The sequence below is a fragment of the Pectobacterium atrosepticum genome (assembly GCA_019056595.1).
Lineage (GTDB): Bacteria > Pseudomonadota > Gammaproteobacteria > Enterobacterales > Enterobacteriaceae > Pectobacterium > Pectobacterium atrosepticum.
The window spans coordinates 1824939-1850209 of sequence record CP036163.1 but is presented as its reverse complement, the minus strand read 5'-3'; the positions used below and the strand labels follow the sequence as shown (position 1 = coordinate 1850209).

The window sequence follows — 25271 nt, the reverse complement described above, 5'->3', positions numbered from 1 at the left end:
AAGAAGGTGCCATATGTCTGACTTGATTCACCTCACCCGCGTGTATGACGCGCAAGCCCCTTTCTCTTCCCACACTTTTCTTATTGACCGCCTGTGGCCGCGTGGCATCAGTAAAGCACGTCTGGAGGGTGTTGAGTGGTTTAAAGACATTGCGCCGAGTAGCGAGCTGCGGAAATGGTTTCACGCCGAGTCTGAACGCTGGGCGGAATTTGCGGACTATTATCGTAATGAGTTGGCGCAGAGCGATGCGAGCGGCAGGCTGATGACGTTACTCGAGCAAAAGAAAGCAATCACGCTGCTTTATGGCAGCAAAGACGCGCAGCACAATCATGCTATCGTCCTGCGCGATTTTCTGTTGGAACAGCTGGCTCGTTAGCGTGTTCGGGTAAACGCGCCGTCTGCACCGCGGGTGAACCGAATCGTCTGGTTTGCCGTGGTTTCGATTTCCAGCTCTGCGACCATGCCTTGTGCATTCAACTGCAATTTGACTTCCTGACCCGACCGTAAATTGCTGAGCGGCTTATCCCTGCCTTCCACCTGAGCCATAGCGAACACATCGCTGACGGGCAGATTGTTATCGCGAAAGAGCTGTGCCAGCGTTTGCCCTGAGGCTATTTCATACTGTCGCCATGGCGCCGATGACTGTGTCGGCGGCGGCGTAGCGGCAGGCTGCTGTTGTGGTGTTGAAGGCTGGCTTTCAATAATCACGGCCTGCATCGCAGCCTGATTATCTGCCTGCGTAAGAGGAACGGGCATGGTAAGGGCAGGTTGCGGATGTTGCGTATTGTAAGGCCAGAGCAACACAATCAGCAGCACTGCGATAGCGATTAAAATCCAGCGACGATGGAGCAGCGGCAACGGTTCCATCCAGTGGTAGCCGTCAGGTAAATGCCAGACTTTTCGCAGCGAGACACCAATACGCTCACGCAAGGAGGGGGGAGACAGTCGCTCCTGCTCTTCGCGCTCCTCGTCGTTTTCTACCGCTACAGCATTTGAGGGCTGCCGCTGGATAATTCGCTGACAGAAGCGTACTAGCGTTTGATAATCCCAGGTGGTTTTCCGCTTCCTGGGCGCAATTCTGCCCATGGTGACCTCTCTTACTACAATTCAGAATAAAAATAGTCAGTATAAAAACATCAGTATAAAAAACAGTGCCAGTGTAAAAAACGCATCAGATAAAAATGATGTGATTAACCACGTCATGCCAAACCAAGCTATACCAGTAGCAAGGCGGCGTCGGCATAAAAACAGTATCAGGATGATAACGCAATCCAGTATACCGATAATCTGCATGAACTGACCAGTTAACGCGTTGATGATTAAGGCAAGCCGTGCGCCAAAAACATCAGAACTACCAGTATAGGCCAGCTTCCGGTAATGGTTTGGCTAGCGTCCAGTTAACGTGATTGCCTGCACACAGGATTTTACCCCAATCCCTGTCGCTGTTATGCTGCGCTTTCAGTTTTTTACAGATTAAAAGGAACATCCATGACAACTCCTTCTTTTGATAGCGTCGAGGCGCAGGCAAGTTACGGCATCGGCTTACAGGTTGGTCAACAGTTACAGGAATCAGGTCTTGAAGGCCTGATCCCAGAAGCTCTGCTTGCTGGTCTACGTGATGCGCTGGAAGGTAATGCGCCAGCGGTGCCTGTGGATGTGGTTCATCGTGCGCTGCGCGAAATTCATGAGCGTGCTGATGCGGTGCGTCGCGATCGTCAGCAAGAGCTGGCGGTAGAAGGTCAGCAATTCCTGGCTGAAAACGCACAGAAAGAAGGCGTGGATAGCACGGAGTCTGGTCTGCAATTCCGCGTGTTGACACAGGGTGAAGGTGCGATTCCGGCTCGTCAGGATCGTGTACGTGTGCATTACACTGGTCGTTTGACTGACGGCAGTGTGTTCGATAGCTCTGTTGAGCGTGGTCAACCTGCTGAATTCCCTGTAAGCGGCGTGATTCCAGGCTGGATTGAGGCGTTGACGCTGATGCCAGTCGGTTCCAAGTGGGAACTCTATATTCCACATAATCTGGCGTATGGTGAACGTGGCGCGGGTGCTTCCATTCCGCCGTTCAGCGCCCTGATTTTTGAAGTGGAACTGCTGGAAATTCTGTAAGTTCCAGACAAAACAAAGGCGCTCACTGAGCGCCTTTGTTGTTTTTACTAAATGGTTTTTACTGACTTTCTTATTTTTTGGACTTTCTTATTTTTTACTACAGCGACATTACTCACCGCGCAGCGCGCGTGGGAACAGCAAATTGTTTTCCAGATGGATGTGTTCCATCAGATCGGTAATAAACTCGTTAATACCGGAGTACAGTGCACGCCAGGTGTTGCAGGCACCTTCCGGTGGTACGACGCCGTGGGTCAGTTCTTTGACCACTTCCACATCACGCCCGGCGTCATCGTGCTCATGCTCCATCACTGAAATCGGTGCGGCAGCATTCGCGCCCATTCCCTGACCGATCATTGGGAAGAGGATGCGCTCTTCTTTCATCATGTGCTGAGACAGCTCGTTGTAAATCGCGGTCAGTTGGTTTGCAAGGCCGTGCGGGCAGTCTGCTTTGTCGTGATGCACGCGCTCGACTTTTTTTGCCATCAGAATCAGCTCCGGCAATTGTTCACGGTGGCGGTCATGAAAACGGGGGATAATGTACGCGATGATGTCAGCCAACGGTGCTTCACGCCAGTCTCGTGCGTCAGAAGGCTGTGCGGCCAGTTTCTCTAACTGCGCTTCCAGTTCGTCGATATTGAGATCTTTTTTGCCAGCTGCGCGGCTTAGCGTTTGTTTTCCGCCGCAGCAGAAATCCAGATTGAGTTCACGAAAGAGTTTAGTGGCGCGCGGAATAGCGATAGCCAACTCACCCAGGGATTGATCGCGGTATGCCATGATGATGCCTCTCAATAAATGCAGTTTATAAATTGCATTTTAAATGCATCTTTTAGCGTTGAATATACCGCTTACGAGGTAGGCGGTAAAATGCATTCCGTATTACTGCACGGTGTTGCGTGTCTCAAGCGATTGCGTGATGGTGTGTAAGAGCGCTGGGATATCCATTCTCGGCAATACCACCTCTATGAGTGACAAGCGAGATTCCGCGTTCACTTGCTCAAGTACCTGCGCGAGCGCGATGGGTGAACGCACCTGCTTGCAGAGTATCTCGTTTTCATTTGCGCCCAGCGCGGTAGGAAGTTGTGTCCAGTTCCAGGCCGCAATATCGTTATAGCGCTGTTCCGAGCCGTGAATAGCGCGTTCGACGGTGTAGCCTTCGTTATTCAGCACCACAATGACCATATTCAAGCGATCCCGAATGATAGAACCCAACTCCTGTACGGTGAGCTGAAGTGAGCCATCGCCGATCAACAGAACCACGCGTCTTTCGGGTTCGGCAATCTGTGCGCCGAATGCGGCTGGCAGAGAATAGCCTATCGACCCCCACAGCGGTTGGACGATGAAATGACAGCCCGCTGGTAACCGGAGCGTAGCGGCACCAAAACAGGAGGTGCCTTGATCGGTGACGAGGATATCGTCAGGGCGGAGGAAACGCTGTATCTGTTGCCAAAACTCGCGCTGACTGAGTGCGCTTCTGTGTTCCGATTGCGGTAAAACCGGAGGCGTAATGGTGCAGTGATCCCAGCGGGAGGCGAATTTTTCTGTGATTTTTTCCAGCACTGCGATAGCGTCTGACATGGGAACGGAGGGGAAAACCTGATTCCCTACGCGAGCCAGCGTTGGCTGAATATCGATATTTTTTTCGATCGGAATCTGATGGCTAAAACCGGTGGTAATCGTATCGGTATAACGCACGCCGATGCTGATGATGGCATCCGCATCTTCGATGTGCGCTCGGATTGATTCGTGACTGCCGCTGCCTGAGTAGGTTCCGGTAAAGCTGCGGTGCTGTTCGTTTAGCGTGCCTTTTCCCATCAGCAAAGTGGCGTGGGGAAGCGGTGTTTTATCAAGCCAGCGTTGGATTTTCCCCGCGAGGCTAAAGCGTTGAGCCAGAAAATCTGCCAGCAACGAGACTGATTTTGCCTTGCTCAGCATATCGGTGGCAGCGGTGGTAAAGGCGCGTAGCGAATCATCAGAGTGTAATGGTTCAGGGATAACCAGCGGATAGGGTCGTGCACCGACAGGTGCTGCCGCCACGTCTACTGGTAGAAACAGGTAGACCGGTTTGTGCTGAGCGAGGGCTTCACCAATCACTCTGTCGATCTCTGCGGTTGCGTTTTCGACGGTGAGGCTGGCTTGGGCAACGGTGACTTCTGCCGCCATGCGGGAAAAGTGGCTAAAGTCACCGTCTCCTAATGTGTGATGGAGTAATTCGCCATTGCGTTGTGAAGCGAGACAGGGCGCTGCGGCAATGTGGATGACAGGTAGGCATTCCGCGTAGCTGCCCGCAATGCCGTTAATCGCGCTGAGTTCACCGACGCCGAAAGTGGTGAGCAGCGCCGCTGCCGGGCGACATCGTGCATAGCCATCAGCAGCGTAAGCTGCGTTTAACTCGTTCGCGCAGCCCACCCAGGTAATATCTGGGTTTCTGATGACATGATCGAGAAAGTGCAGGTTGTAATCACCCGGTACGCCGAAGAGATGCTGAATGCCGATCTGTGTCAGGCGATCCAGTAAATAATCGCCCACCGTATAATTTTCGCTCATGGCTATTCCCTCTGTGCATGATGGATATTCTGATATTAAGTATTAGCGCTAAGATGAATATTTCTAATATTTATTCCCTATGGTTAATCCCTGAGTCTTTATTTATTCGTGCCTGATGAAGCTTGATTCATTAAATTAATTAATAGGATGCTGATGAATAGCCTCTATTAGTGTTAGCGAAACGTTAAGAACGGTAAAATCAGGAAAATGCGTATTTATCTGATAGTGGCGCACAGGAATTCCCCGTATATCTTTGCTAGGCCGCAGTCGCGGTGAGCCAGGAGTTACCCTATGTTTAAGCCACTCGTCATCAGTGCCCTGTTTGTGGGAATGTTTGCGGTTATGCCAGCGCCAGAGGCGAAGGGTGCCAGCATCGATTTGATGCCTGGCGTCACGTTGAATATCGGCGAGCGTGACAGACGAGGTAATTACTGGGATGGCTACGACTGGCGCAGCGAGCGCTGGTGGCAGGAACACCGAGGTTACAATCGTGGTGAACGTAATCGGCATGGCTACTACTGGGATGGCTGGCGCTGGCGGGATGCCCGCGAGTGGCGTGAGAGTCAGCGCGACAGACGCCATTATGACAATCGTCGTTTTGATCCGCCGCGTTATGTTGAGGAACGTGGGCCACGCCGAGGTGATTGGGACAGGCGCGGACATGAGCGAGGAGATGGGTACTACCGCAATGGGCGAGGCTCGTTCCGCGACTAGTCAGATAAAAAAAGCGCCGCGAAAGGGCGGCGCTTGTTGATCGAGATATGATGTGTCTTTTAACTAGTTTGCCAGTTTCGCGGCGATATCAGCGATGCGCTGGCCATACAGTTTACCGGTCGCCAGATCGCCAGCGACCACTTCATCTGCGCTGGCGTCGGAAGGTGTCTGCGCCAGCAGACCTACTGATCCACCAAGGTTATTCAGATCGTCGCGTTTCGCCGCTTTGGCGTTGGACGGCAACTGGTTCAGGCTGACCCAAATCCCACCGTGCTGTGAAGCCAACGTTTGCAGATAGATCAGCGTGACCTGCTTGTCCCCGTTTAGGCTGGCGCTATTGGTAAAACCGCCAAATACTTTGTTGCTCCAGGTGCGGGAGAACCAGGCTTTAGAGCTGGCATCCGCAAATTTCTTGAACTGCCAGGTCGGGCCGCCCATGTAGGTTGGTGTACCGAAAATAATGGCATCGGCAGCGTTGAGTTTCTCCCACTCGGCGTCGCTGATATTCCCTTCTGCATCAATTGCGATGAGCTCGGCATTTGCACCCTCTGCGACGGCAGCAGCCAAACGTTGCGTGTGACCATAGCCTGAATGATAAATAACGACGGTTTTTGACATTCTTGTCCCCATTTTTCTATGTTGTATCGGTATGTAGATAACCTACTGTACACCGAGAAGAGATTACCCCTGTTTCATTACTCTGTAACAGTATGATACTGGGGTGAAAATGGAGGATCTTCTGGTTTGAATAACCGATCGTTCAGGCTCCCGCCGAAGCAGGAGCCTGCGCATAATAGGCGTTAAGCGCTTATTTAGCGTGTTGCAGGTCGAGGCGGTAAACCGCAAAGCCCGTGTCATCATTACCGATGGACGTCATCGGGTATTGTGCTTTCTCTTTGATAAACGCGGTGGCTTTCTCTGACGGCGACGTTTCAAAACGGATATCCAGCGGCGTATCGCTGACGATAGGCGCCAAACGCCAGTTGTTGTCCGCCTGCGGCTTCACTTCTCCCGACTTTTGCGTTTCCGCACTGATGTAAGCCGCCAGCACGGAACGGTTTTCATCTGGCGATGCAAAGGCCACATACTTTTCACCCGTACCGGCAAATTTCTCGCCGTAGGCGCGGTAGTTATTGGTGGCGATCAGGAAGGTTGCTTTAGGATCGATCGGTTTGCCGTTGAACGTTAGCGCTTTGATACGGTGCGATTTATCGTTGATTAACGCGCACTCGCTGTCATAGCGGGCAGGTTGTGTGACATCAATCTGATAATTGACGCCATCGATCACGTCAAAGTTATAGGTACGGAAGCCATCCCAGTTGAGCAGCGATTGCGGTTCACGCTTGCTCGTATCGATTTGTTTGAACTGGCCCGCAGCGCACTCCAGCCACTCCTGCACCTGTTGTCCGTTGACTTTCACCACCACCAGCGTGTTCGGGTAGAGGTATAAATCGGCGGCGTTGCGGAAGGTGAGCTGGCCTTTTTCCACTTCGACATAGCTGGCCGGATCGTTTTTACGTCCACCGGCTTTAAACGGTGCGGCGGCGGAGAGCACCGGCAGGTCGGCCAGATCGGGATCGCCCTGAATAAAGTGTTCGACATAGGCACGCTGAGCATTGTTGACGATCTGCACGGTTGGATCGTCCTGAATCAGCGATAGGTAGCTGTACATGTTATCTGCGGATTTGCCGATCGGCTTGCTGACGAACTCGCGTGTGTCTTTATGCGCATCGGAAAGCACTTTCACCAGCTTGTCGTCTTCCGCCGCCAGTGATTTCTTCTGTGCTTTGTCATAGATAGGTCTGGCTTCCGCTTTCGCATTTTCTACCTTCCATGTGCCGCTGTCGTTATTCAATGTGAAATCGACGACGCCGAGATGGTCACCCCATTGTCCCGGCATCACGGCAGGCACACCGTTAAGCGTTCCCTGTTTGATATCCGCGCCTTTGATGTTGGCAAAGTCATTGCTGGGGAAAACCGCGTGAGCATGACCAAACATGATGGCATCAACCCCAGGAATTTGGCTGAGGTAGTAAACAGAGTTTTCCGACATCGCTTTATACGGTTCGGCGGACAGGCCAGAGTGGGGGATAACAATCACCAGATCGGCACCTTGCTTACGCATTTCCGGTATCCATTTTTTGGCACTCTCCGTGATGTCTTCCACGGTGACTTTTCCTGTCAGATTGGCTTTATCCCACACCATGACCTGCGGCGGGACGAAGCCAATGTAGCCGATGCGCAGGGTATGCGGCTTACCATCGCGATCTTTAACCGATTTATTTTCAATGTGGTAAGGCGTAAACAGCGGTTTGCCCGTTTTTGCATCCAGCACATTGGCGTTCACATAAGGAAATTTCGCGCCAGACAGCGCCTTGTGCAGGTAGTCTAATCCATAGTTGAATTCGTGATTACCGATATTGCCGACGGAATAATCCAGCGTGTTCATCGCCTGATAAACCGGGTGTACATCGCCAGCCTTCAACCCCTTCGCCGCCATGTAGTCGCCTAACGGGCTGCCCTGAATGAGGTCGCCATTATCTACCAACACGCTGTTGGTCGCCTGTTCGCGCGCGGCGTGAATCAGACTGGCGGTGCGCACCAGACCAAATTTATCGGTTGGAGTATCCTTGTAGTAATCGAAATCCATCATATTGCTGTGCAGATCGGTGGTTTCCAATACCCGTAAATCAACGGTGGCGGCATGAACGGTCGTGGCGACCAGCGTAGCAAGTAGGCTGAGTGCCAGTGAATGCTTCATTGCGTAACTCCTTGTGCGGTGATTGTCGACGCGTGAGGCGATCGGGGTGTCTTTCATATCATGATGAAGTTAAAGTGATTATCGTCTCTAAATTCTGAGTATGACATCAGTAATGGCGATAATCGTAGATTGCCTCACAGATGTATACCCGTAATACTTCAAGCTGCATGTGCGTTGGCTGCGTTCACTCACCCGAATCACTTACTTGAGTAAGCTCATCGGGATTCCCTCTCTTGCCGCCTTCCTGCAACTCGAATTATTTGGGGTATATAATGAATGAGAGAGATGAAGTCTGCGTTACGCGCAACCAATAACGACGAGGTAGATCATGCTAGAACCTATTTGCCATCTGGCCCGTGATGCCGGTGCTGCCATTATGCAGGTTTACGACGGGCAGCATCCCGTAGATGTCGCGCACAAGAAAGATGATTCGCCAGTGACCGCAGCCGATCTCGCGGCTCATCGGGTCATTAAGGAAGGACTGGCGGCGGCGTTTCCTGATATTCCTTTGCTGTCAGAAGAAGATCCGCCGGAGTGGGAAGTCCGTCGGCACTGGCAGCGCTATTGGCTGGTCGATCCGCTGGATGGCACGAAAGAGTTCCTCAACCGCAACGGCGAGTTTACGGTCAATATTGCGCTGATCGAAAACGGCCAAGCCGTGCTGGGTGTGGTTTATGTGCCGGTCACGGGCGTGATGTATTCCGCGGCGGACGGTAAAGCCTGGAAAGAAGAGAACGGCCAGCGCCGGCAAATTTCGGTGAAGCAGGCGTATCCGCCGCTGGTGGTAGTCAGCCGCTCTCATGCCGATCGTGAACTGAAAGATTATCTTAGCCAGTTGGGTGAGCACCAGACGGTGGCGATTGGGTCATCGCTAAAATTTTGTTTGGTGGCAGAAGGTGAAGCGCAGCTTTACCCACGCTTCGGGCCGACTAACATTTGGGATACGGCGGCGGGCCATGCGGTGGCGGTGGCGGCTGGGGCGCAGATTCACGATTGGCAGGGGCAGCCTCTGTCTTACACGCCGCGTGAATCTTTCCTCAACCCCGGTTTTCGCGTCTCTTTATTTTAGCGCTATTTCTCTTCCAGTAACTGACGCAGCAGGGACATCACCTGCTGCACTTCCTGCCCGCTCAACGCGCCATCTTTCACGAAACGGACTTTCCCCTGTTTATCCAACACTGCGATAGCTGAGCTTTGCGGCTGTAGCTGCCAGGTTTTACGCACGTTACCGTTGCTGTCGACAATGAATTGCGACCATGGAAAGGCTTTCTTGTTGTCCTCAAGGCTACTGCGCACAAACATGCTGGTGCCGATGATGGCATCGTCGGTATTCACGATTGTCGTCGTTTGGTAATAATCATGCGGTAGGTTAGCGGCCTTCAGTGCGGAGATGAGGGGATCGTTCATCTCTTTTGCCGAGGTTCGACCGGCGATGTGTTGTATCACCCGTACTTTCCCAGGCAATTGCGCGCTGTTCCAGTTTTTATAACTAAACTGATTATTAAGGTACTGAAGTTCTCCTCTGTCCGCGACCCCGACGGGGGGAACCCATTGGTTGAGCACTAACGTATGGGCCGAGGCTGGGAGTGAGATAAGCCCCAGCAAGGAAGCTGTAGAGAGCGCGAGGAGCAGGTGGCGTATTTTTATCATGGTATTTCCTTCCGTGTGGGTGACCTGATGCGATGTCTATTATGGAAAATGTCAGGCTATGGAATAAGCGTAGATTCAGGAAACGGGTCTGTCCTGCTCCGCGATAACACGGTTTATGCCGGAGTGCACAAAACCCTTATTTTTGAAGGTTTATACTGATGACTAAATATTTACTTAAACACTATTCTGTAAAAATCCGTAAAAGCAGTTAAGAATACTAAATGGTAGGGAACTAAATGCCGTTTTACAGTACTAATTAGCAGTATCCGTTATCTCATTAGCGCTCCAGAACCTCAGCCATGTTGGCGAAAGGGAGAGCGTAGAAAAATAAAACGGGAGAGTAAAACGATGAGGATCTTCGAACGTTACAATCCTTCGAAAGTCGCCAAATATGTGAAAACTCTGTTTCGCGGGCGACTGTACATCAAAGGGGTTGGTGCTTTTGAGTTCGACTACGGCAAAATTCTATTGCCAAAGAAACAAGATAAGCAGCATCTTCTGGTGATGTCAGAAGTGAATCGCCAGGTCATCCGGCTTCAGGCTGAGATGGGATAAGTGATAAAGAAACGGCCCATAGCGGGCCGTTCTGGTTTGTTATCTGGCTTTGCCAGAGTAACGGTTAGTCTGTGCTATCAACTTTCGCGCTTGACGCGATAATCGGACGATCTTCCAGACGCGTCACCAGCAACTGATCGATTTTGTAGCTGTCGATATCCACCACCTCAAACTTATAGCCTGAGAAGCGCACCGCATCGGTACGTTTCGGGATTTTCCGCAGCGTATACATCATGAATCCGCCGATGGTTTCGTAGTTGCCGGAGTGTGGGAAGTCATCAATATTCAGCGCCCGCATCACGTCTTCTATTGGTGTACCGCCTTCAACCAGCCATGAATTCTCATCACGCGCCACAATCTGTTCTTCCATTCCCTGGCCGACGAGATCGCCCATCAGTGTGGTCATCACGTCGTTAAGGGTGATGATGCCGACAATCAGTGCGTATTCGTTCAAAATAACCGCGAAATCTTCGCCCGCGGTTTTAAAACTTTCCAACGCTTCGGACAGTGTCAGCGTATCCGGAACGATCAGCGCCTGACGAATCTGTACCCCGCTGCTCAACGTCAGGCTCTGGTTTCCCAGCACCCGAATCAGCAGGTCTTTGGAATCCACGTAGCCGACGATCTGATCAATTGTGCCATCGCAAACCAGAAACTTTGAGTGTGGCTGCTGGGCAATTTTTTCCTTAATGCTGTCTTCGTGCTCGCGCAGATCGAAGTAGACCACACTTTCACGCGAGGTCATGGAAGAAGGCACGGTACGGGATTCCAGCTCAAACACGTTTTCGATCAGTTCGTGTTCCTGCTTACGCAGTACGCCAGCCAGCGCACCGGCTTCCACCACGGCGTAAATGTCATCGGACGTGATGTCATCCTTACGCACCATCGGCAGCTTGAGCATGCGGAAAATGACGTTAGCCAGACCGTTAAATATCCAGACCATCGGGCGGAAAAGGAACAGGCAGAAGCGCATGGGGTTGATTATGCGGACCGCTACGGTTTCCGGCGCAATCATACCAATGCGTTTCGGGGTGAGATCGCCAAACAGAATGAACAGGCTAGTGACAAGGACAAATGAGCAGATGAAACTGACTTTATCTGCGGATTCGGGTGACATGAAGCGTTCAAACAGCATGGAAAAGGTAGGGGAAAATGCCGCATCGCCGATGATACCGGCCAGAATCGCGACGGCGTTGACGCCAATTTGAATCACGGTAAAGAAGATGCCCGGCGTTTCCTGCAACTTGAGCACCAGATTGGCGTTGATATTTCCCTCATCAGCCATCAGTTTGAGTTTAATTTTACGAGACGCCGCCAGCGAGATCTCCGACATCGAGAAAAACGCACTGATGGCAATAAGAAAAAGAATCAGTAATAGACTGTTTAACATAGTTTTTACTTTAGGTAAGTTTTCGCATGAGCCGAGATTGACGCAGCGATCCTCAGAAAGGTGAACACATAAAAGTGAACACATTATGATCGTTATTGAAGGTCAAAACCGGGCGAGGATTAGCCCGGTTCGGGGGCATTATAGCAGGAGCGGTGAAATTACCGCCAGCGGTCAACGCGGAGGCGGCAGACAGACGCCGATGCCGCCTAATCCACAGTAGCCGTTCGGATTCTTGTGCAGATATTGCTGGTGATCCTCTTCCGCATAATAGAACGGGCCCGCAGGTTCGATTTCTGTGCTGATCGCACGACCGTCGCTGTTCTCCCTCATCGCCTGTTGAAAGCGCTGAAGGCTCGCCTGCGCGGCCTGTTCCTGCTCGGGAGTGAGCGTATAAATGGCGGAGCGATACTGGCTGCCGATATCACCACCCTGACGCATACCCTGTGCGGGGTCGTGATTTTCCCAAAATAATTGCAGCAATTGGCTGTAGCTGATAGTCGCAGGGTCGAAAACGACACGCACTGCTTCGGCGTGGTCGGTTTGCCCGCTGCACACTTCACGGTAGGTCGGATTGGGCGTGTAACCACCGATATAACCCGCAGCGGTGCTGTAGATGCCCGGCTGTTGCCAGAACAAACGCTCTGCGCCCCAGAAGCAGCCCATCGCAAAAATAGCGACAGACATGTGGTCCGGCACATGCGTCATGGAATGTTCATGCACGACGTGCAGCCTGGCTACTGGCATAGGGGTGGAACGCCCCGGTAAAGCATCGGATTGCGTAATCCGCTGCGTCTTATCAATCGAATTCATCACGTTGTTAACTCCAGCTAGACTGGGTAAATAACCCGCTTTCATTGAAAGCATAACCAAGAAGCATTGGGCTGTCTTTATATCTTAATGGTGTTTAATGTTAAGGTAATGTTTATCTGTAATGCCGCACACTGATGTTTGTAGGTGAAAATCTATTTTTAAGATAGAAAATTAGTATTTATCACTAATATCATGCAAAGTTGGCAGAAGATTTCAGCGCTACATTGCGGATTGTCAGGTAAGCGTACAGCGGCGGCCGTCAACGCGGCGGGCGAAGTGATAAAAGCCATGCTATAGGTTTTAGGCGACAGACCGATTTATCAGGGAGCTCAGTGACTATTTTCATTGCAAAAAGACGTTTCACTTCAAAGAACCGTTTCATTGGAAAAAAAAGTGTTACCGGGCAAAAAGGCGTAGCAGAACAAAAGAACGTCCTTGCTGGCTGCGGTGCACCACGATACCGGATTCTTGGCCTGATGTGCGCGCTGCTCATGTTGGCGCCAGATAGCCAGGCGGCGAGTGTGCGTCTGCAAGTCATGGGGCTGGAAGGGCAGCTACAAAAAAATGTGCGGGCAGGTTTATCTACCATTGCGGTCGATGAGGTTAATGCTGACGGACGTTTTCGGTCACGCGTTGATGAGGCGATCCGTCAGGGGTTGCGTGCGCTCGGCTATTACGATCCACAGATTGGTTTTGAATTTCGACCTGCCGTTAATGGTGGGCGACCTGTATTGATTGCGACTGTTACGCCCGGCGAACCGGTAAAAATTGCTGGTGTGAACATCACCTTGCGTGGCGGTGCGCATGACGATAAAGACTATCAGCAGCTGGTTAAAGACGATCGTCCTGAAATTGGTTCTGTGTTGAATCACAGTGATTACGATCGCTTTAAAAGCGGGTTGAACGGCTTGTCATTACGCAAAGGCTATTTTGATGCACGCTTCCAGCAAAGCCAGCTCGGCGTGATGCGCGAAGAGAGAGAAGCATTTTGGGACATCGATTTTGATAGTGGGGAACGCTATCGTTTTGGCGCTGTGAATTTTCAGGGCGCACAAATCCGCGATGATTATCTGCAAAATCTGGTACCGTTTCATGAAGGCGATGTTTACACCAGTGAGGATCTCGGTGAGTTAAACCGTCGCCTCTCTGCGTCGGGATGGTTTAATTCCGTCGTGGTATCGCCCAATTTCGAACAGTCAAAAAGCACCAAGGTTCTGCCGCTTGACGCTGTGGTGACGCCGCGAACCCGCAACCGCATCGAAACTGGGGTGGGTTATGCCACTGATGTTGGCCCTCGTTTTAAAACGACCTGGAATAAACCTTGGGTGAATTCTCGGGGCCACAGTCTGGAAAGCAGCCTGAGCGTGTCTGCGCCGGAGCAATCACTCGATTTTAGCTACAAAATTCCCTTGTTGAAGAACCCGCTTGAGCAGTATTACCTGTTGCAAGGCGGTTTTAAACGCGAAGATCTCAACGATACCAAATCCGATGGCACCACGGTGAATGTTGCACGCTACTGGGATCTTTCCAGCGGCTGGCAACGGGCGATCAACCTGCGCTGGAGCCTCGATCACTTTACGCAGGCGAGCGTGACGGATACCACGATGCTGATCTATCCGGGCGTGAGCATTAACCGAACTCGTCAACGCGGCGGGCTGATGCCGGTATGGGGTGATACGCAGCGTTATTCTATCGATATTTCCGACACTACCTGGGGATCGGATATCGATTTTGCCGTGGTTCAGGCGCAGAACGTCTGGATTCGTACGCTGGCGGATAAACACCGTTTTGTCGCGCGCGGCAATCTGGGCTGGATTGAGACCAATAATTTCTCCCGCGTTCCTCCCTCACTGCGTTTCTTTGCCGGTGGCGATCGCAGCATTCGTGGGTATAAATACAAATCTATTTCGCCGCGTGACAGCGACGGCAAACTGACCGGTGCGTCCAAGCTGGCGACTGGCTCGCTCGAGTACCAATACAACGTGACGGGAAAATGGTGGAGCGCGGTTTTTGTTGATTCAGGTGAAGCGGTGAATGACATCAAACGGAGTAACTTCAAGACTGGCACGGGTGTCGGTGTGCGCTGGGCCTCGCCGATTGGCCCAGTGAAACTCGATGTTGCCATGCCGATCGGCGATGCAGAGAAGAAGAACGATGTTCAGTTCTATATCGCACTGGGGCCTGAATTATGATGGATGATAAAAACGAAAAAAAAGCACAGGATCCGGTGACAGAAGAAAACGTCATGCCTGATAGCGCGCCGACGACGCCAGCGCGGAAAGGACGCTGGTGGAAAAAGATAGGTATCGGGATCGTCGCCTTCTTATTACTGCTCATTGTCGGGCTAGGGCTGCTGGTGGGAACTACGCCGGGCCTGCATCTATTGCTGAATACCGCCGCGCGCGTGGTGCCGGGACTCGATATTGCCAGCGTGAGCGGTGGCTGGCGTGATTTAACGCTGAAAAATGTCAGCTACGAGATGCCGGGCGTGACGGTAAAGGTTGATGAATTTCATCTGTCGCTGGCGTTAGGGTGTTTACGCAAAAGCCAGTTGTGCATCAATGATCTCTCGGCGAACCGCGTGGATGTCGTCGTGGATACCAAAGCCTTGCCAGCGGCAGAAGAATCACCGCCTCCTTCGACGCCAGTCACGGAAATCTCAGCACCTTTCCCTATTTCTCTGCGTCAGTTGGTACTCAATAGCGTTCAGGTTACCGTCGATGATACAGCGATTTCGCTGGGCGAATTCCGTACGGGAATGCAGTGGGAAGGACGTGCGCTGACGCTGTTGCCGACCAAAATTAGTGCGCTGCTGGTGGCTTTGCCGAAAACACCTGTCGATGTGTTGGAAGATGGCAAAGTGACGGCGGCTGAAATGGCATCCGTCATCAAAGAAACAGCGGCGAACGTACGCGAGGCGGTTGAGCAAGGCTCCTCGCAAACGCTTCAAATCGATAAAGTGCTAGAGGCAAATAACACGGTCGCGGCAGCCACCACCACGACACCGATACTGACAGCATCGACACCCAAAACAGATAGCGCATCTGACAAGCCAGCAGTGCCTGAACAGCCACTGGGTGAACGCCTGAGCGCACTGTTCTCCAAACCGCTGCTGCCGGATCTACCGCAGTTCACGCTGCCACTGGATCTGAACATTGTCGAGATTCATGGCGAACAGCTGCGGCTGACGGGCGATCAGGACATTTTGATTAATAACCTGTTCGTGCAGGCGTCGACCCAACAGCAGCATTTGCGTCTGGACAAATTGATCGTGCAATCGCCGCAGGGCGGATTGAATGTGCGCGGTGAGGCGACGCTCAGTGATAACTGGCCCGTTTCGCTAACGGCGAACGGCGTGTTGAACGTCGATCCGCTCAAGGGCGAAAAGCTGAAACTGACGGTCGACGGCGGCCTGCGCGAACAGCTGAATGTGGCATTGAATCTCTCGGGGCCGCAGCGTGCACAGGTAGACCTACAAACTAAACTGGCGGAAGCCGGGCTGCCGCTGGCGTTGACGCTGCAAACCGAGCGTGTGCGCTGGCCGCTGACGGGGGCAACACAGTATCAGGCTAGCAACGTCAGGCTGCGTTTTAACGGCAAAGCGACCGACTACGCGCTGTCGCTGCGCGGCGACCTCAGCGGAGCGGACATTCCCCCCGCGACGCTGTTGCTGGATGGCAAAGGCAACGAGCAGCAGTTTACGCTGAGCCGTCTGCGGCTGGCAGCGTTGCAGGGCAATGCCGATCTGAGTGCGCTTATCGACTGGAGTAAAGCGATAAGCTGGCGCAGTGAACTCCTGCTGAACGGGATTAACACCGCGAAACAGTGGCCCGAATGGCCCGCGAAAATAGACGGGAAAATAACGACTCGCGGCAGCGTCTATGGCGGTAGCTGGCAGTTGCAGGTGCCTGAATTGCGGCTGGACGGTAACGTGAAAGCGAACAAGCTCACGGCCAGAGGTGAACTACGCGGTAACGCCGCGGGCCAGTGGACAATACCTGGGCTGAATCTGGCGTTAGGCCGTAACCAACTGAACGTTAAGGGCGACCTGAGCGACAAGTGGCAGTTGGATGCGGACATCAATGCGCCGTCGCTGGATGGTATGTTGCCCGGCCTCGCGGGGCGCGCCATCGGTACGCTCAAACTACGCGGCAATCTGCGTGAACCGCAGATGTTAGCGGATATCACGGCTTCTGGGCTGCGCTGGCAAGCTATCACGATTAGCCAGGTGAGGGTGGAAGGCGATGTACGTTCTGAGCAGCAGATTCAGGGCAAGCTCGCGGTGCGTCTTGAAGATCTGAAGCAAGATGGCCTGAATATTAGTCTGTTAACGCTGGATGCCAGCGGCAACGAGAAACAGCACCAGCTCCGATTGAATATGCAGGGTGAGCCGGTCGCGGGGCAATTAGCGCTTTCAGGCAGCTTCGATCGTCAGGAACAACGCTGGCGTGGCACGTTGAGCAATACCCGTTTCGACACCCCTGTGGGGGAATGGCGTCTGACACAGGATATGGCGCTGGATTACCTGAATACGCAGCAGAAGATCACAATTGGCACGCACTGCTGGCGTAATCCGAACGCAGAACTTTGTGTACCAAAAGCGATTGAAGCGGGGCCGAGCGGACAGGCAAGCGTTCGACTGAACCGTTTCGATCTTGCCATGTTAAAACCGTTCCTGACGGAGGATACGGTGCTGGCTGGGACGTTCACGGGCGGTGCCGATATCAGCTGGCAGGCGGGACAAGGCTTACCGCAGGCGAAAGTATCGCTGGTAGGGAACGGCATCAGCGTTCGCCAACAGATGCAGGGCAATACGTTGCCGATTGATTTCGATACTTTTACGTTGAATGCCGGGCTCGATCGCGGGCGGGCGCAGCTTGGCTGGCTGATGGCGATTCGCGAAAACGGGCGCTTCAGCGGTGATATTCAAGTGACCGATCCACAGGGTCGGCGCAATCTCGGCGGCAGCGTCACGATCAATAATATTTCGTTGGCGTTGCTCAACCCTGCATTGAGCAAAGGAGAAAAAGCGGCGGGGATACTGAATGCGAACCTGCGTCTCGCGGGAGATGTCGCTCGCCCGCAGTTATTCGGCCAGATGGTGCTGGAACGGTTGGATATTGATGGCAACTGGATGCCGATTGACCTGACCAATGGGCGACTGGCGGTGAACTTCAGTGGGATGTCGTCAACGCTGCAAGGTTTCCTGAAAACGGATAATGGACAGTTAAATCTTGGTGGGAACGCGGACTGGTCGCAGCCTGATGCCTGGCGTGCGCGAATTGCCGCGAAAGGCCAGAAGTTGCGGGTGACGATTCCGCCTATGGCGAGGCTGGATGTTTCGCCAGATATTGTTTTCGAGGCCACGCCGCAGCTGTTTGCGTTAAACGGATCGGTCAGTATTCCGTGGGCGCGTATCGTGGTTAAAGATATGCCGGAAAGCGCGGTGGCGGTGTCGTCGGATGAAGTGATGCTCGATGCTCAGCGCCAGCCGCTGAAAAAAGCCAGCGCTGCGATTCCTATTAATAGCAACCTCACGATCCGCGTTGGTAATGATGTACAGCTAGATGCATTTGGGCTTGCCGCCCGTCTACAGGGTGACCTGAAGATGGTTCAGGACGAGCGCGGACTAGGGCTAAACGGCCAGATCGATATTCCGTCCGGCCGCTTTAAAGCCTATGGACAAGATTTGATCGTCCGTAAAGGACTGATTTTGTTCTCTGGCCCGCCCGACCAGCCGATCCTGAATATCGAAGCCGTGCGTAATCCAGACAACACTGCTGACGACGTTACCGCAGGCGTGCGCGTCACTGGCATGGCTGCTACACCGAAGCTGGAAGTCTTCTCCGATCCGGCGATGTCGCAGCAGGAAGCGCTCTCTTATCTGCTGCGTGGACAGGGTTTGGACAGCGGCGGAGCAGATAGCTCGGCGATGACCTCAATGTTAGTAGGTTTAGGGGTTGCACAAAGTGGTCAAGTTGTGGGTAAAATCGGCGAGGCCTTTGGCGTAAGTAATTTAGCTCTGGATACACAGGGTGTTGGCGATAATTCTCAGGTTGTCGTCAGCGGTTACGTCCTTCCGGGTCTGCAAGTGAAATATGGAGTTGGCATATTCGATTCTTTGGCAACGTTAACGCTGCGTTACCGCCTGATGCCAAAGCTATACTTGGAAGCGGTGTCTGGAATTAGTCAGGCATTAGATGTGCTCTATCAGTTTGAGTTCTAGCGATGCGAATTATTGTTTACGGCAGTTTACGACGCAAACAGGGAAATAGTCATTGGATGACGAATGCGCAATGGTTAGGGGATTGTCTGCTCGCTGGTTTCGAGCTGTACGATCTCGGCCATTATCCGGCAGTCGTACCTGGCGATGGAGAGATCCGTTGCGAGGTCTATCGCATTAGTTCGTCGATTCTGACGGAACTGGATGCGTTAAAACGGGACGGTCACGAATACCAGCGTGAGTTGATTCCCACCCCTCTGGGCAATGCCTGGATTTATCTGTACAAACACCCTGTTGTAGGGCTAATGCGTATTGCCAGCGGCGACTGGCTGAAGCGCAATGAAGAAGAGGCTTGAAGTCGAGTAACCAATCAAGTCATTATCTCCATAAATAAAAACACCGCGTAAAGCGGTGTTTTTGATCGTGCGGTGTCTTTGATCGCGTAGCGCTTATTTGTTTTTCGCGCGCTCGAAGGAAGCAATGATTTCGGCTTTTGCCGCTTCAGCGTTATCCCAACCTTCAACTTTCACCCACTTGCCTTTTTCCAGATCTTTGTAGTGTTCAAAGAAGTGGCTAATTTGTGCACGCAGCAGTTCGGACAGGTCGTTAACGTCTTTAATATGATCGTATTCTTTAGTCAGCTTGCTATGCGGAACGGCAACCAGCTTGGCATCTTCGCCCGCTTCGTCGCTCATTTTCAGCACGCCAACAGGACGGCAGCGGATCACTGAGCCCGGCTGCAACGGATACGGGGTCGGTACCAGCACGTCAACTGGGTCGCCATCCAGAGACAGCGTGTGGTTGATGTAGCCGTAGTTGCATGGGTAGAACATGGCTGTAGACATGAAACGGTCTACAAACAGCGCACCGGTATCTTTATCAATTTCATATTTGATTGGATCGGCATTCGCGGGGATTTCAATCACTACATAGATATCTTCTGGCAGATCTTTACCTGCTGGAACATCGTTCAGACTCATGTCAGTTTCCTTCTCTTAAAACCTGAATAGCGTGGCCGTCATTATAGCCAAAAAGCGTTTAATGTCCCTGACTTTTAGCGCACCGAGGCGCCATACGTTAGCGTGAGCAGTTTAAGTAAAAATACTTTCGTTACTAAAGTTTCTTTAAAGAAAGCAGGCTTGCTACCGATAGAAACATGATCGAGATCACGTTATGTGGAGCATTTCTCCGCATTTATTTACTAGTTGTAATTCCAGGGAAACAAAAATGTTAAGAAACATCACAATCAAGACGAGCTTGATTGCTTTGTTAGGAACGATGGTACTGCTCTTATTGCTGGTCTGCGGAATTGGCATCACTTCCATTAATCAGGGAATCACTTCGCTTACAACAATCGACAAGATTCAGGGCAAAGAGGTTACTGCGCTGGCTGGGAGCTATACCGCCTCGCTGCGTGCAAGAACAGGGGCGGCTTTGGCTGCTCGTCAGATGGAAAACGGGCTGACCGATCTCGCAAATGCGTCGGTAGTGCGAGCGGAAGCCTATACGGCGCTCTCCCACAAAGAAATGACGCGTTTTCTTTCCTATGGAACCGTAACGGAACGCGGCGCCAAAATGGCGGCAGAGGTCAAAAGCAACTACGAGCAATACATGAACCTTGGCGTTCAGCCAATGGTCGATGCGCTGAAACGTGGTGACGTTGCTGCTTATTACGTGTTACTGCAAGACGTGCTACCACCGCTTAGCGTTAAGATGGATAAAGTAGCGAATGAATTCCGCGACTTTGGGCTGGAAGTTGGGGAAAACATGCTCACAGAAGCAGAAAGCTTTGCGTTTGACCGTCTGGTGATCATCGGTATTGCCTGCGTATTTGTTCTGCTGCTGGTATTAGCTGCATGGATTGCACTGAAGCGTTCCATTTTGTCTCCGCTTGAAGATACCGTCGTCCAGTTGGAGTTTATTGCCCACGGTGACCTGACCCAGCGTATTGCCGATGGTGGCAATAATGAAATTGGCCGCCTGATTCAGGCGATGAAGGCAATGCAGCATTCGCTGGCAACCGCCGTTGGCCGCGTCCGCGATGCGGGGATGCAGATTGACGTTGGTACTCGCGAGCTATCATCCGGTAATACCCATCTGGCTGCTCGTACGGAAGAGTCGGCATCATCGCTGGAAGAAACCGCAGCCAGTATGGAGCAGTTGACCGCCACGGTAACGCTAAACGCTGAGAGTGCGGAACAAGCTCATACGCTGGCGCAAAACGTGTCTGACATTGCCACTAAAGGCAGCGAGACGGTGGGGGGCATGATTGAGAAAATGCAGATGATCTCCAGCAGCTCCGCACGTATTGGCGATATTCTGGCAGTGATTGACGGCATTGCGTTCCAAACCAATATTCTGGCGCTAAATGCGGCAGTTGAAGCCGCGCGGGCGGGTGAGCAGGGACGTGGCTTTGCGGTCGTTGCGGGGGAAGTCCGTAATCTGGCGCAGCGCAGTGCGCAATCGGCGAAAGAGATCAAAACGCTGATGGAGGAATCCCAGAGCCGCGTCAGTGAAGGCACCGTTATGGCAAAAATGGCAGGTGAAACAATGGACGACGTTTCTGACGCGGTGGCACGAGTGACGTCGCTAATGCGTGAAATCTCAACGGCAACGCGTGAGCAGAGCAATGGCATTGGACAGGTGAATCTGGCGGTATCGCAGATGGATGAAGTTGCACAGCAAAATGCGTCTCTGGTCGAAGAATCCGCGGCCGCTACACGCTCACTGGAAGATCAGGCGCGTCTGTTAGCTGAAAGCATGGCACAGTTTAAAGTGCAGTCGCAGGAGTTTGCCGCTATCGGCCGATTCTAAATGCCTGCAATTCGAATTATTTAGGGGAGTCCCTCATAAAAAATTCCCGTGAAAACGGGAATTTTTTTGCCTTACTCTTCACTCTTCGGGGGACGTATCCTCGTCTTCCGGTTGCTTCTTCTTGCGCAGCTTATCCCAGATTTTACTTTCCTGTCCGCGCCATAGGCGTTGGATATTGTCGTGGTGACGCATCAGTATCAGGCAAGAGAGCATCGCGACGGGGAAGGTAAATTGTGGCTTGAACCACCAGACATAAAACGGTGCGATAAGCGCACTGACAATGGCACCGAGCGAGGAATAGCCGCTTAACAGTACGGTTAGTAGCCAGGTGCCGGTCATCAGACCCGTCAGATCCAAGCCGATTGGGGCGATGGCGCCAAGAGCGGTTGCCACGCCTTTACCACCGCGAAAGTGGAAAAAGACCGGATAAATATGGCCGAGGCAGGCGGCGATGGCGGTTAACCCGAGATACAACGGGGTAACGCCTAATGCATAAGCGCCCCAGACAGGCAGCATGCCTTTCAGGACATCAAAGACCAATACGGTTGCAGCGGCAGCCTTGCCGCCAATACGCAATACGTTCGTGGCTCCAGGATTCCCAGAACCATGCAGACGCGGATCGGGCAGCCCAGTAATTTTGCAGAACAAAATCGCACTGGAAACAGAGCCACACAGATACGCGATTAACATCATACCAAGCGCGGTAACACTCATAACGCCATTCCGTTTAATAAGGGTCGTTTTACTCTTCTCATCTGTGGATAATACGCATATTCCGTCGGAAGTGGTATCCGACAGCGACAAAAACAGAGAACGGCGTGATGGATATCGTATTTATTGAAGAACTTACCGTAATCACTACGATTGGTGTTTACGATTGGGAACAGACCATCCAGCAGAAACTGGTGTTCGATATCGAAATGGGCTGGGATAACCGTCAGGCTGCGGCCAGTGACGATGTGAATGATTGCCTGAGCTATGCTGATGTCAGTGACGCGGTGATTGCCCATGTGGCAAACCAACGCTTTGCTCTGGTGGAGCGTGTTGCTGAAGAAGTTGCACACATGCTGATGCAACGCTTCTCGATTCCCTGGCTGCGCATCAAGCTTAGCAAGCCGGGCGCAGTCGCGCAGGCGCGTCAGGTTGGGGTCATTATTGAGCGCGGTGCGCGATAAATCTGATTTAACAGAATAAATACGGGTTTACGTGCAACTAAATCGTAACCTGAATAGTCTATAAGCCAGTTATACCCGTCATACTTCAAGCTGCATGTATGTTGGCGCGCTACTCGGCCCACTTACGTGGACCTCGCCCCGTTGGGGTCGCTCACCCGAATCACTTACTTGAGTAAGCTCATCGGGGTTTTTCTCTTGCCGCCTGCATGCAATTCGAATTATTTAGGGTGTGTAGCGGCTCGCTGAAGTGCGTGGCCGCTTTTTTATGGGCTGCATTTTCGTTTTTATTAGAGGCAAGGATTTTTAGATGACTGACCTGCATTCGTTGCTAATCGCATTTATTCTTGGCGTGGTCGAAGGGCTGACCGAGTTTCTGCCCGTATCGTCTACGGGGCATATGATTATTGTTGGTCATTGGTTAGGGTTTGTTGATGAGAAAGCCAAGACGTTTGAAGTTATCATCCAGCTTGGATCGATTCTGGCGGTTGTCGTCATGTTCTGGCGTCGCCTTTTTGGCCTGATTGGGATTCACTTCGGCAAGGTGCCGCATGAGGGGAAAACCTCTGGGCGTCTGAAGCTGACGCACATCCTGTTGGCGATGATCCCTGCGGTCGTGCTCGGTCTGATTTTTCATGATGTCATCAAATCGCTGTTTTATCCGCAAAACGTGATGTACTCGCTGGTTATCGGTGGCTTTCTGCTGCTAGCCGCGGAATGGTTTAAGCCAAAAGAGCCGCGCGCCGTTGGGCTGGATGACATTACGCATCGTCAGGCATTTATGATTGGCTGTTTTCAGTGTTTGGCGCTGTGGCCCGGCTTTTCACGTTCGGGAGCGACCATTTCCGGCGGGATGTTGATGGGCGTCAGCCGCTATGCGGCCTCTGAGTTCTCTTTTATCCTGGCGGTTCCTATGATGATGGGCGCGACCGTTCTGGATCTGTATAAGAGCTGGCATTTCCTGTCGTTGGCTGATGTGCCGATGTTTGCCGTTGGTTTCGTGACGGCGTTTGTTGTGGCGCTGATTGCGATTAAAACTTTCCTGAAAATCATCAAACGAATCTCGTTTATTCCCTTTGCGATTTACCGTTTTATCGTCGCAGGCGTTGTTTACATGGTATTTATGTAAGACTGAGCGTTTAGCTGTAATTATAGAGAAGAGGCCACGCATGAGCGTGGCCTCTTTTTTTAGGACGTGCTTGATACATCAGGCTGTTGTGCTTTCCAGTCTGCTAATGCATGAATACGGCGGCGTGCCAGTTCATTGCGCACATCAATGCTCTTAAAGCCATCGGCGACGACGCTTGCACTGCTTACCTGACTGGCGACGCGGAAGGCTTCACGCAGGTAATTGCCTTGCGGATAAGGGTTTTCTTCGAAACCGGCTCGGCCTCTGGCATCGGCTTCGCTAGTCAGCGCTAACTGTTCCAGACGCTGCGGCTTGCGCCAGACGTCAATCGCATCAAATAACTTCAGCAGGGTTTTGGGTTGCAGCACCTGCACGGTATGAACCAGGTCATGATATTCCGCAACCAGCTTCGCCAAATCACGAATCGGATTAGGTACGCGCAGGCGCTGACAGAGTGCTTCAACCAGTTTGACGCCCGCCGGGCCGTGGCCAAGATGACGCGGCCATAGTTCAGGTGGCGTTAGCCCTTTTCCTAAATCGTGGCACAGCGTAGCAAAACGCACGTCAATGTCAGGGCTGAGGCGTGCGGCCATTGCTACCGTCATCATGGTATGAATGCCCGTATCGATTTCCGGGTGCCATTTGGCAGGGGCAGGTACGCCATACAGATTATCGATTTCAGGGAACAGCACGGCCAGTGCGCCGCAGTCACGCAGCACCTGAAAATAGACATCCGGCGACGACGTGCCGAGTGCTTTTTCCGTCTCTTTCCAGACGCGCTCTGGCGTCAGGTAAGCCAGTTCGCCTTCATGCGCCATTTTTTGCATTAGCGCCATGGTTTCTTCTGCAATCTGGAAGCCGAGATGAGCAAAACGCGCGGCAAAACGGGCGACACGCAGAACCCGTAGCGGATCTTCGCTGAAGGCATCCGAGACGTGGCGCAGTACGCGATTGTCGAGATCGCGACGGCCATGATAAGGATCGATCAGATCGCCACGCTCGGTACGAGCAATGGCATTAATGGTCAAATCGCGGCGCAGCAAATCCTGCTCTAACGTAACATCCGGTTCAGCATGACAGACAAATCCGGTATAGCCTTTACCGGATTTACGTTCGGTACGCGCGAGGGCGTATTCATCGCGGCTGATGGGGTGTAAGAAGACGGGAAAATCTTTTCCGACCTGCTGGTAGCCCTGCGCAAGCAGATGCTCTGGCGTAGCGCCGACCACCACCCAATCTTTCTCAGTGACGGGCAAACCCAGCAGGCTGTCCCGAACAGCGCCGCCGACAAGGTAAATCTTCAACGTCGGGCTCCTGAATAAATAACCAATACTTCACAACATTCTACCATCTTTGCGCCGCTACGTTGGCCGCAAAGAAAAATGCCTGCAAGAAGCAGG

Annotated in this window: 22 protein-coding genes; 11 read left to right on the top strand and 11 right to left on the bottom strand. The window is 52.4% G+C overall.

Annotation, left to right across the window (positions count from 1 at the left end; translation table 11 throughout):
* Positions 1-13 precede the first annotated feature (13 nt).
* Positions 14-376: a DUF488 family protein gene (locus tag DCX48_08990; protein ID QXE14621.1), complete on the top strand. Its 363-nt coding sequence runs from the start codon at positions 14-16 to the stop codon at positions 374-376.
* On the opposite strand, the gene DCX48_08985 is transcribed toward DCX48_08990, so the two are convergent.
* Complete coding sequence (locus tag DCX48_08985) at positions 373-1086, bottom strand: Opacity-associated protein A (protein QXE14620.1); 714 nt, start codon at positions 1084-1086, stop codon at positions 373-375. The genes DCX48_08990 and DCX48_08985 overlap by 4 nt on opposite strands.
* Before the next feature lie 402 nt (positions 1087-1488).
* Here DCX48_08985 and DCX48_08980 point away from each other — a divergent pair, with 402 nt between their 5' ends.
* Complete coding sequence (locus tag DCX48_08980) at positions 1489-2109, top strand: peptidylprolyl isomerase (GenBank protein ID QXE14619.1); 621 nt, start codon at positions 1489-1491, stop codon at positions 2107-2109.
* Positions 2110-2217: 108 nt separating this feature from the next.
* Here the strand turns inward: DCX48_08980 and ytfE are convergent, their stop codons facing one another.
* Positions 2218-2883: an iron-sulfur cluster repair protein YtfE gene (gene ytfE / locus DCX48_08975; GenBank protein QXE14618.1), complete on the bottom strand. Its 666-nt coding sequence runs from the start codon at positions 2881-2883 to the stop codon at positions 2218-2220.
* Between the two features lie 102 nt (positions 2884-2985).
* Entirely contained in the window at positions 2986-4653 is a 1668-nt protein-coding gene (ipdC, locus tag DCX48_08970) for an indolepyruvate decarboxylase (protein QXE14617.1), read from the bottom strand.
* A 291-nt stretch (positions 4654-4944) separates the two neighbouring features.
* Here ipdC and DCX48_08965 point away from each other — a divergent pair, with 291 nt between their 5' ends.
* Positions 4945-5367 carry a DUF2502 domain-containing protein gene (locus tag DCX48_08965; GenBank protein ID QXE14616.1) on the top strand — a complete coding sequence of 141 codons (423 nt, stop codon included), beginning with the start codon at positions 4945-4947 and terminating at the stop codon, positions 5365-5367.
* Positions 5368-5430: 63 nt separating this feature from the next.
* Here the strand turns inward: DCX48_08965 and DCX48_08960 are convergent, their stop codons facing one another.
* Together DCX48_08960 and DCX48_08955 are read right to left on the bottom strand one after the other, a co-directional pair.
* Positions 5431-5985, bottom strand: a complete 555-nt coding sequence (locus DCX48_08960) for an NADPH-dependent FMN reductase (GenBank protein QXE14615.1) — start codon at positions 5983-5985, stop codon at positions 5431-5433.
* 190 nt (positions 5986-6175) lie between these two features.
* Positions 6176-8128 (bottom strand): bifunctional 2',3'-cyclic-nucleotide 2'-phosphodiesterase/3'-nucleotidase, encoded by a 1953-nt coding sequence (locus DCX48_08955; protein ID QXE14614.1) that lies wholly within the window; start codon positions 8126-8128, stop codon positions 6176-6178.
* Between the two features lie 328 nt (positions 8129-8456).
* Here DCX48_08955 and cysQ point away from each other — a divergent pair, with 328 nt between their 5' ends.
* Entirely contained in the window at positions 8457-9197 is a 741-nt protein-coding gene (gene cysQ, locus DCX48_08950; protein QXE14613.1) for a 3'(2'),5'-bisphosphate nucleotidase CysQ, read from the top strand.
* A gap of 2 nt (positions 9198-9199) precedes the next feature.
* On the opposite strand, the gene DCX48_08945 is transcribed toward cysQ, so the two are convergent.
* Positions 9200-9778: a YtfJ family protein gene (locus tag DCX48_08945; GenBank protein QXE14612.1), complete on the bottom strand. Its 579-nt coding sequence runs from the start codon at positions 9776-9778 to the stop codon at positions 9200-9202.
* Between the two features lie 348 nt (positions 9779-10126).
* On the opposite strand from DCX48_08945, the gene DCX48_08940 reads away from it, so the two are divergent.
* Positions 10127-10333 carry a DUF1107 domain-containing protein gene (locus DCX48_08940; protein ID QXE14611.1) on the top strand — a complete coding sequence of 69 codons (207 nt, stop codon included), beginning with the start codon at positions 10127-10129 and terminating at the stop codon, positions 10331-10333.
* Positions 10334-10397: 64 nt separating this feature from the next.
* On the opposite strand, the gene DCX48_08935 is transcribed toward DCX48_08940, so the two are convergent.
* Both DCX48_08935 and msrA read right to left on the bottom strand, forming a co-directional pair.
* Positions 10398-11723 (bottom strand): HlyC/CorC family transporter, encoded by a 1326-nt coding sequence (locus tag DCX48_08935; protein ID QXE14610.1) that lies wholly within the window; start codon positions 11721-11723, stop codon positions 10398-10400.
* A 171-nt stretch (positions 11724-11894) separates the two neighbouring features.
* Positions 11895-12533: a peptide-methionine (S)-S-oxide reductase MsrA gene (gene msrA, locus DCX48_08930; protein ID QXE17197.1), complete on the bottom strand. Its 639-nt coding sequence runs from the start codon at positions 12531-12533 to the stop codon at positions 11895-11897.
* A 476-nt stretch (positions 12534-13009) separates the two neighbouring features.
* Between msrA and DCX48_08925 the strand changes: the two genes are divergently transcribed.
* Genes DCX48_08925 through DCX48_08915 form a run of 3 tightly spaced genes read left to right on the top strand, consistent with a single transcriptional unit; the run spans position 13010 to position 19112 of the window.
* Positions 13010-14725 carry an outer membrane protein assembly factor gene (locus DCX48_08925; GenBank protein QXE17196.1) on the top strand — a complete coding sequence of 572 codons (1716 nt, stop codon included), beginning with the start codon at positions 13010-13012 and terminating at the stop codon, positions 14723-14725.
* On the top strand, positions 14722-18759 hold the full coding sequence (locus tag DCX48_08920) for a translocation/assembly module TamB (GenBank protein QXE14609.1): 4038 nt from the start codon (positions 14722-14724) through the stop codon (positions 18757-18759). The genes DCX48_08925 and DCX48_08920 overlap by 4 nt, the downstream gene beginning before the upstream one ends.
* Before the next feature lie 2 nt (positions 18760-18761).
* Entirely contained in the window at positions 18762-19112 is a 351-nt protein-coding gene (locus tag DCX48_08915; GenBank protein QXE14608.1) for a gamma-glutamylcyclotransferase, read from the top strand.
* 93 nt (positions 19113-19205) lie between these two features.
* Here the strand turns inward: DCX48_08915 and DCX48_08910 are convergent, their stop codons facing one another.
* Positions 19206-19736 carry an inorganic diphosphatase gene (locus DCX48_08910; GenBank protein QXE14607.1) on the bottom strand — a complete coding sequence of 177 codons (531 nt, stop codon included), beginning with the start codon at positions 19734-19736 and terminating at the stop codon, positions 19206-19208.
* Between the two features lie 247 nt (positions 19737-19983).
* Here DCX48_08910 and DCX48_08905 point away from each other — a divergent pair, with 247 nt between their 5' ends.
* Positions 19984-21570: a methyl-accepting chemotaxis protein gene (locus tag DCX48_08905; GenBank protein ID QXE14606.1), complete on the top strand. Its 1587-nt coding sequence runs from the start codon at positions 19984-19986 to the stop codon at positions 21568-21570.
* Between the two features lie 78 nt (positions 21571-21648).
* On the opposite strand, the gene plsY is transcribed toward DCX48_08905, so the two are convergent.
* Positions 21649-22284: a glycerol-3-phosphate 1-O-acyltransferase PlsY gene (gene plsY / locus DCX48_08900; GenBank protein ID QXE14605.1), complete on the bottom strand. Its 636-nt coding sequence runs from the start codon at positions 22282-22284 to the stop codon at positions 21649-21651.
* A gap of 107 nt (positions 22285-22391) precedes the next feature.
* Between plsY and folB the strand changes: the two genes are divergently transcribed.
* The gene (folB, locus tag DCX48_08895) at positions 22392-22745 is read left to right on the top strand and encodes a bifunctional dihydroneopterin aldolase/7,8-dihydroneopterin epimerase (protein ID QXE14604.1); all 354 of its coding nucleotides are present in this window, start codon (positions 22392-22394) and stop codon (positions 22743-22745) included.
* Between the two features lie 307 nt (positions 22746-23052).
* The gene (locus tag DCX48_08890) at positions 23053-23871 is read left to right on the top strand and encodes an undecaprenyl-diphosphate phosphatase (GenBank protein ID QXE14603.1); all 819 of its coding nucleotides are present in this window, start codon (positions 23053-23055) and stop codon (positions 23869-23871) included.
* 59 nt (positions 23872-23930) lie between these two features.
* Here the strand turns inward: DCX48_08890 and DCX48_08885 are convergent, their stop codons facing one another.
* Positions 23931-25175 carry a multifunctional CCA addition/repair protein gene (locus DCX48_08885; protein ID QXE14602.1) on the bottom strand — a complete coding sequence of 415 codons (1245 nt, stop codon included), beginning with the start codon at positions 25173-25175 and terminating at the stop codon, positions 23931-23933.
* Positions 25176-25271 lie beyond the last annotated feature (96 nt).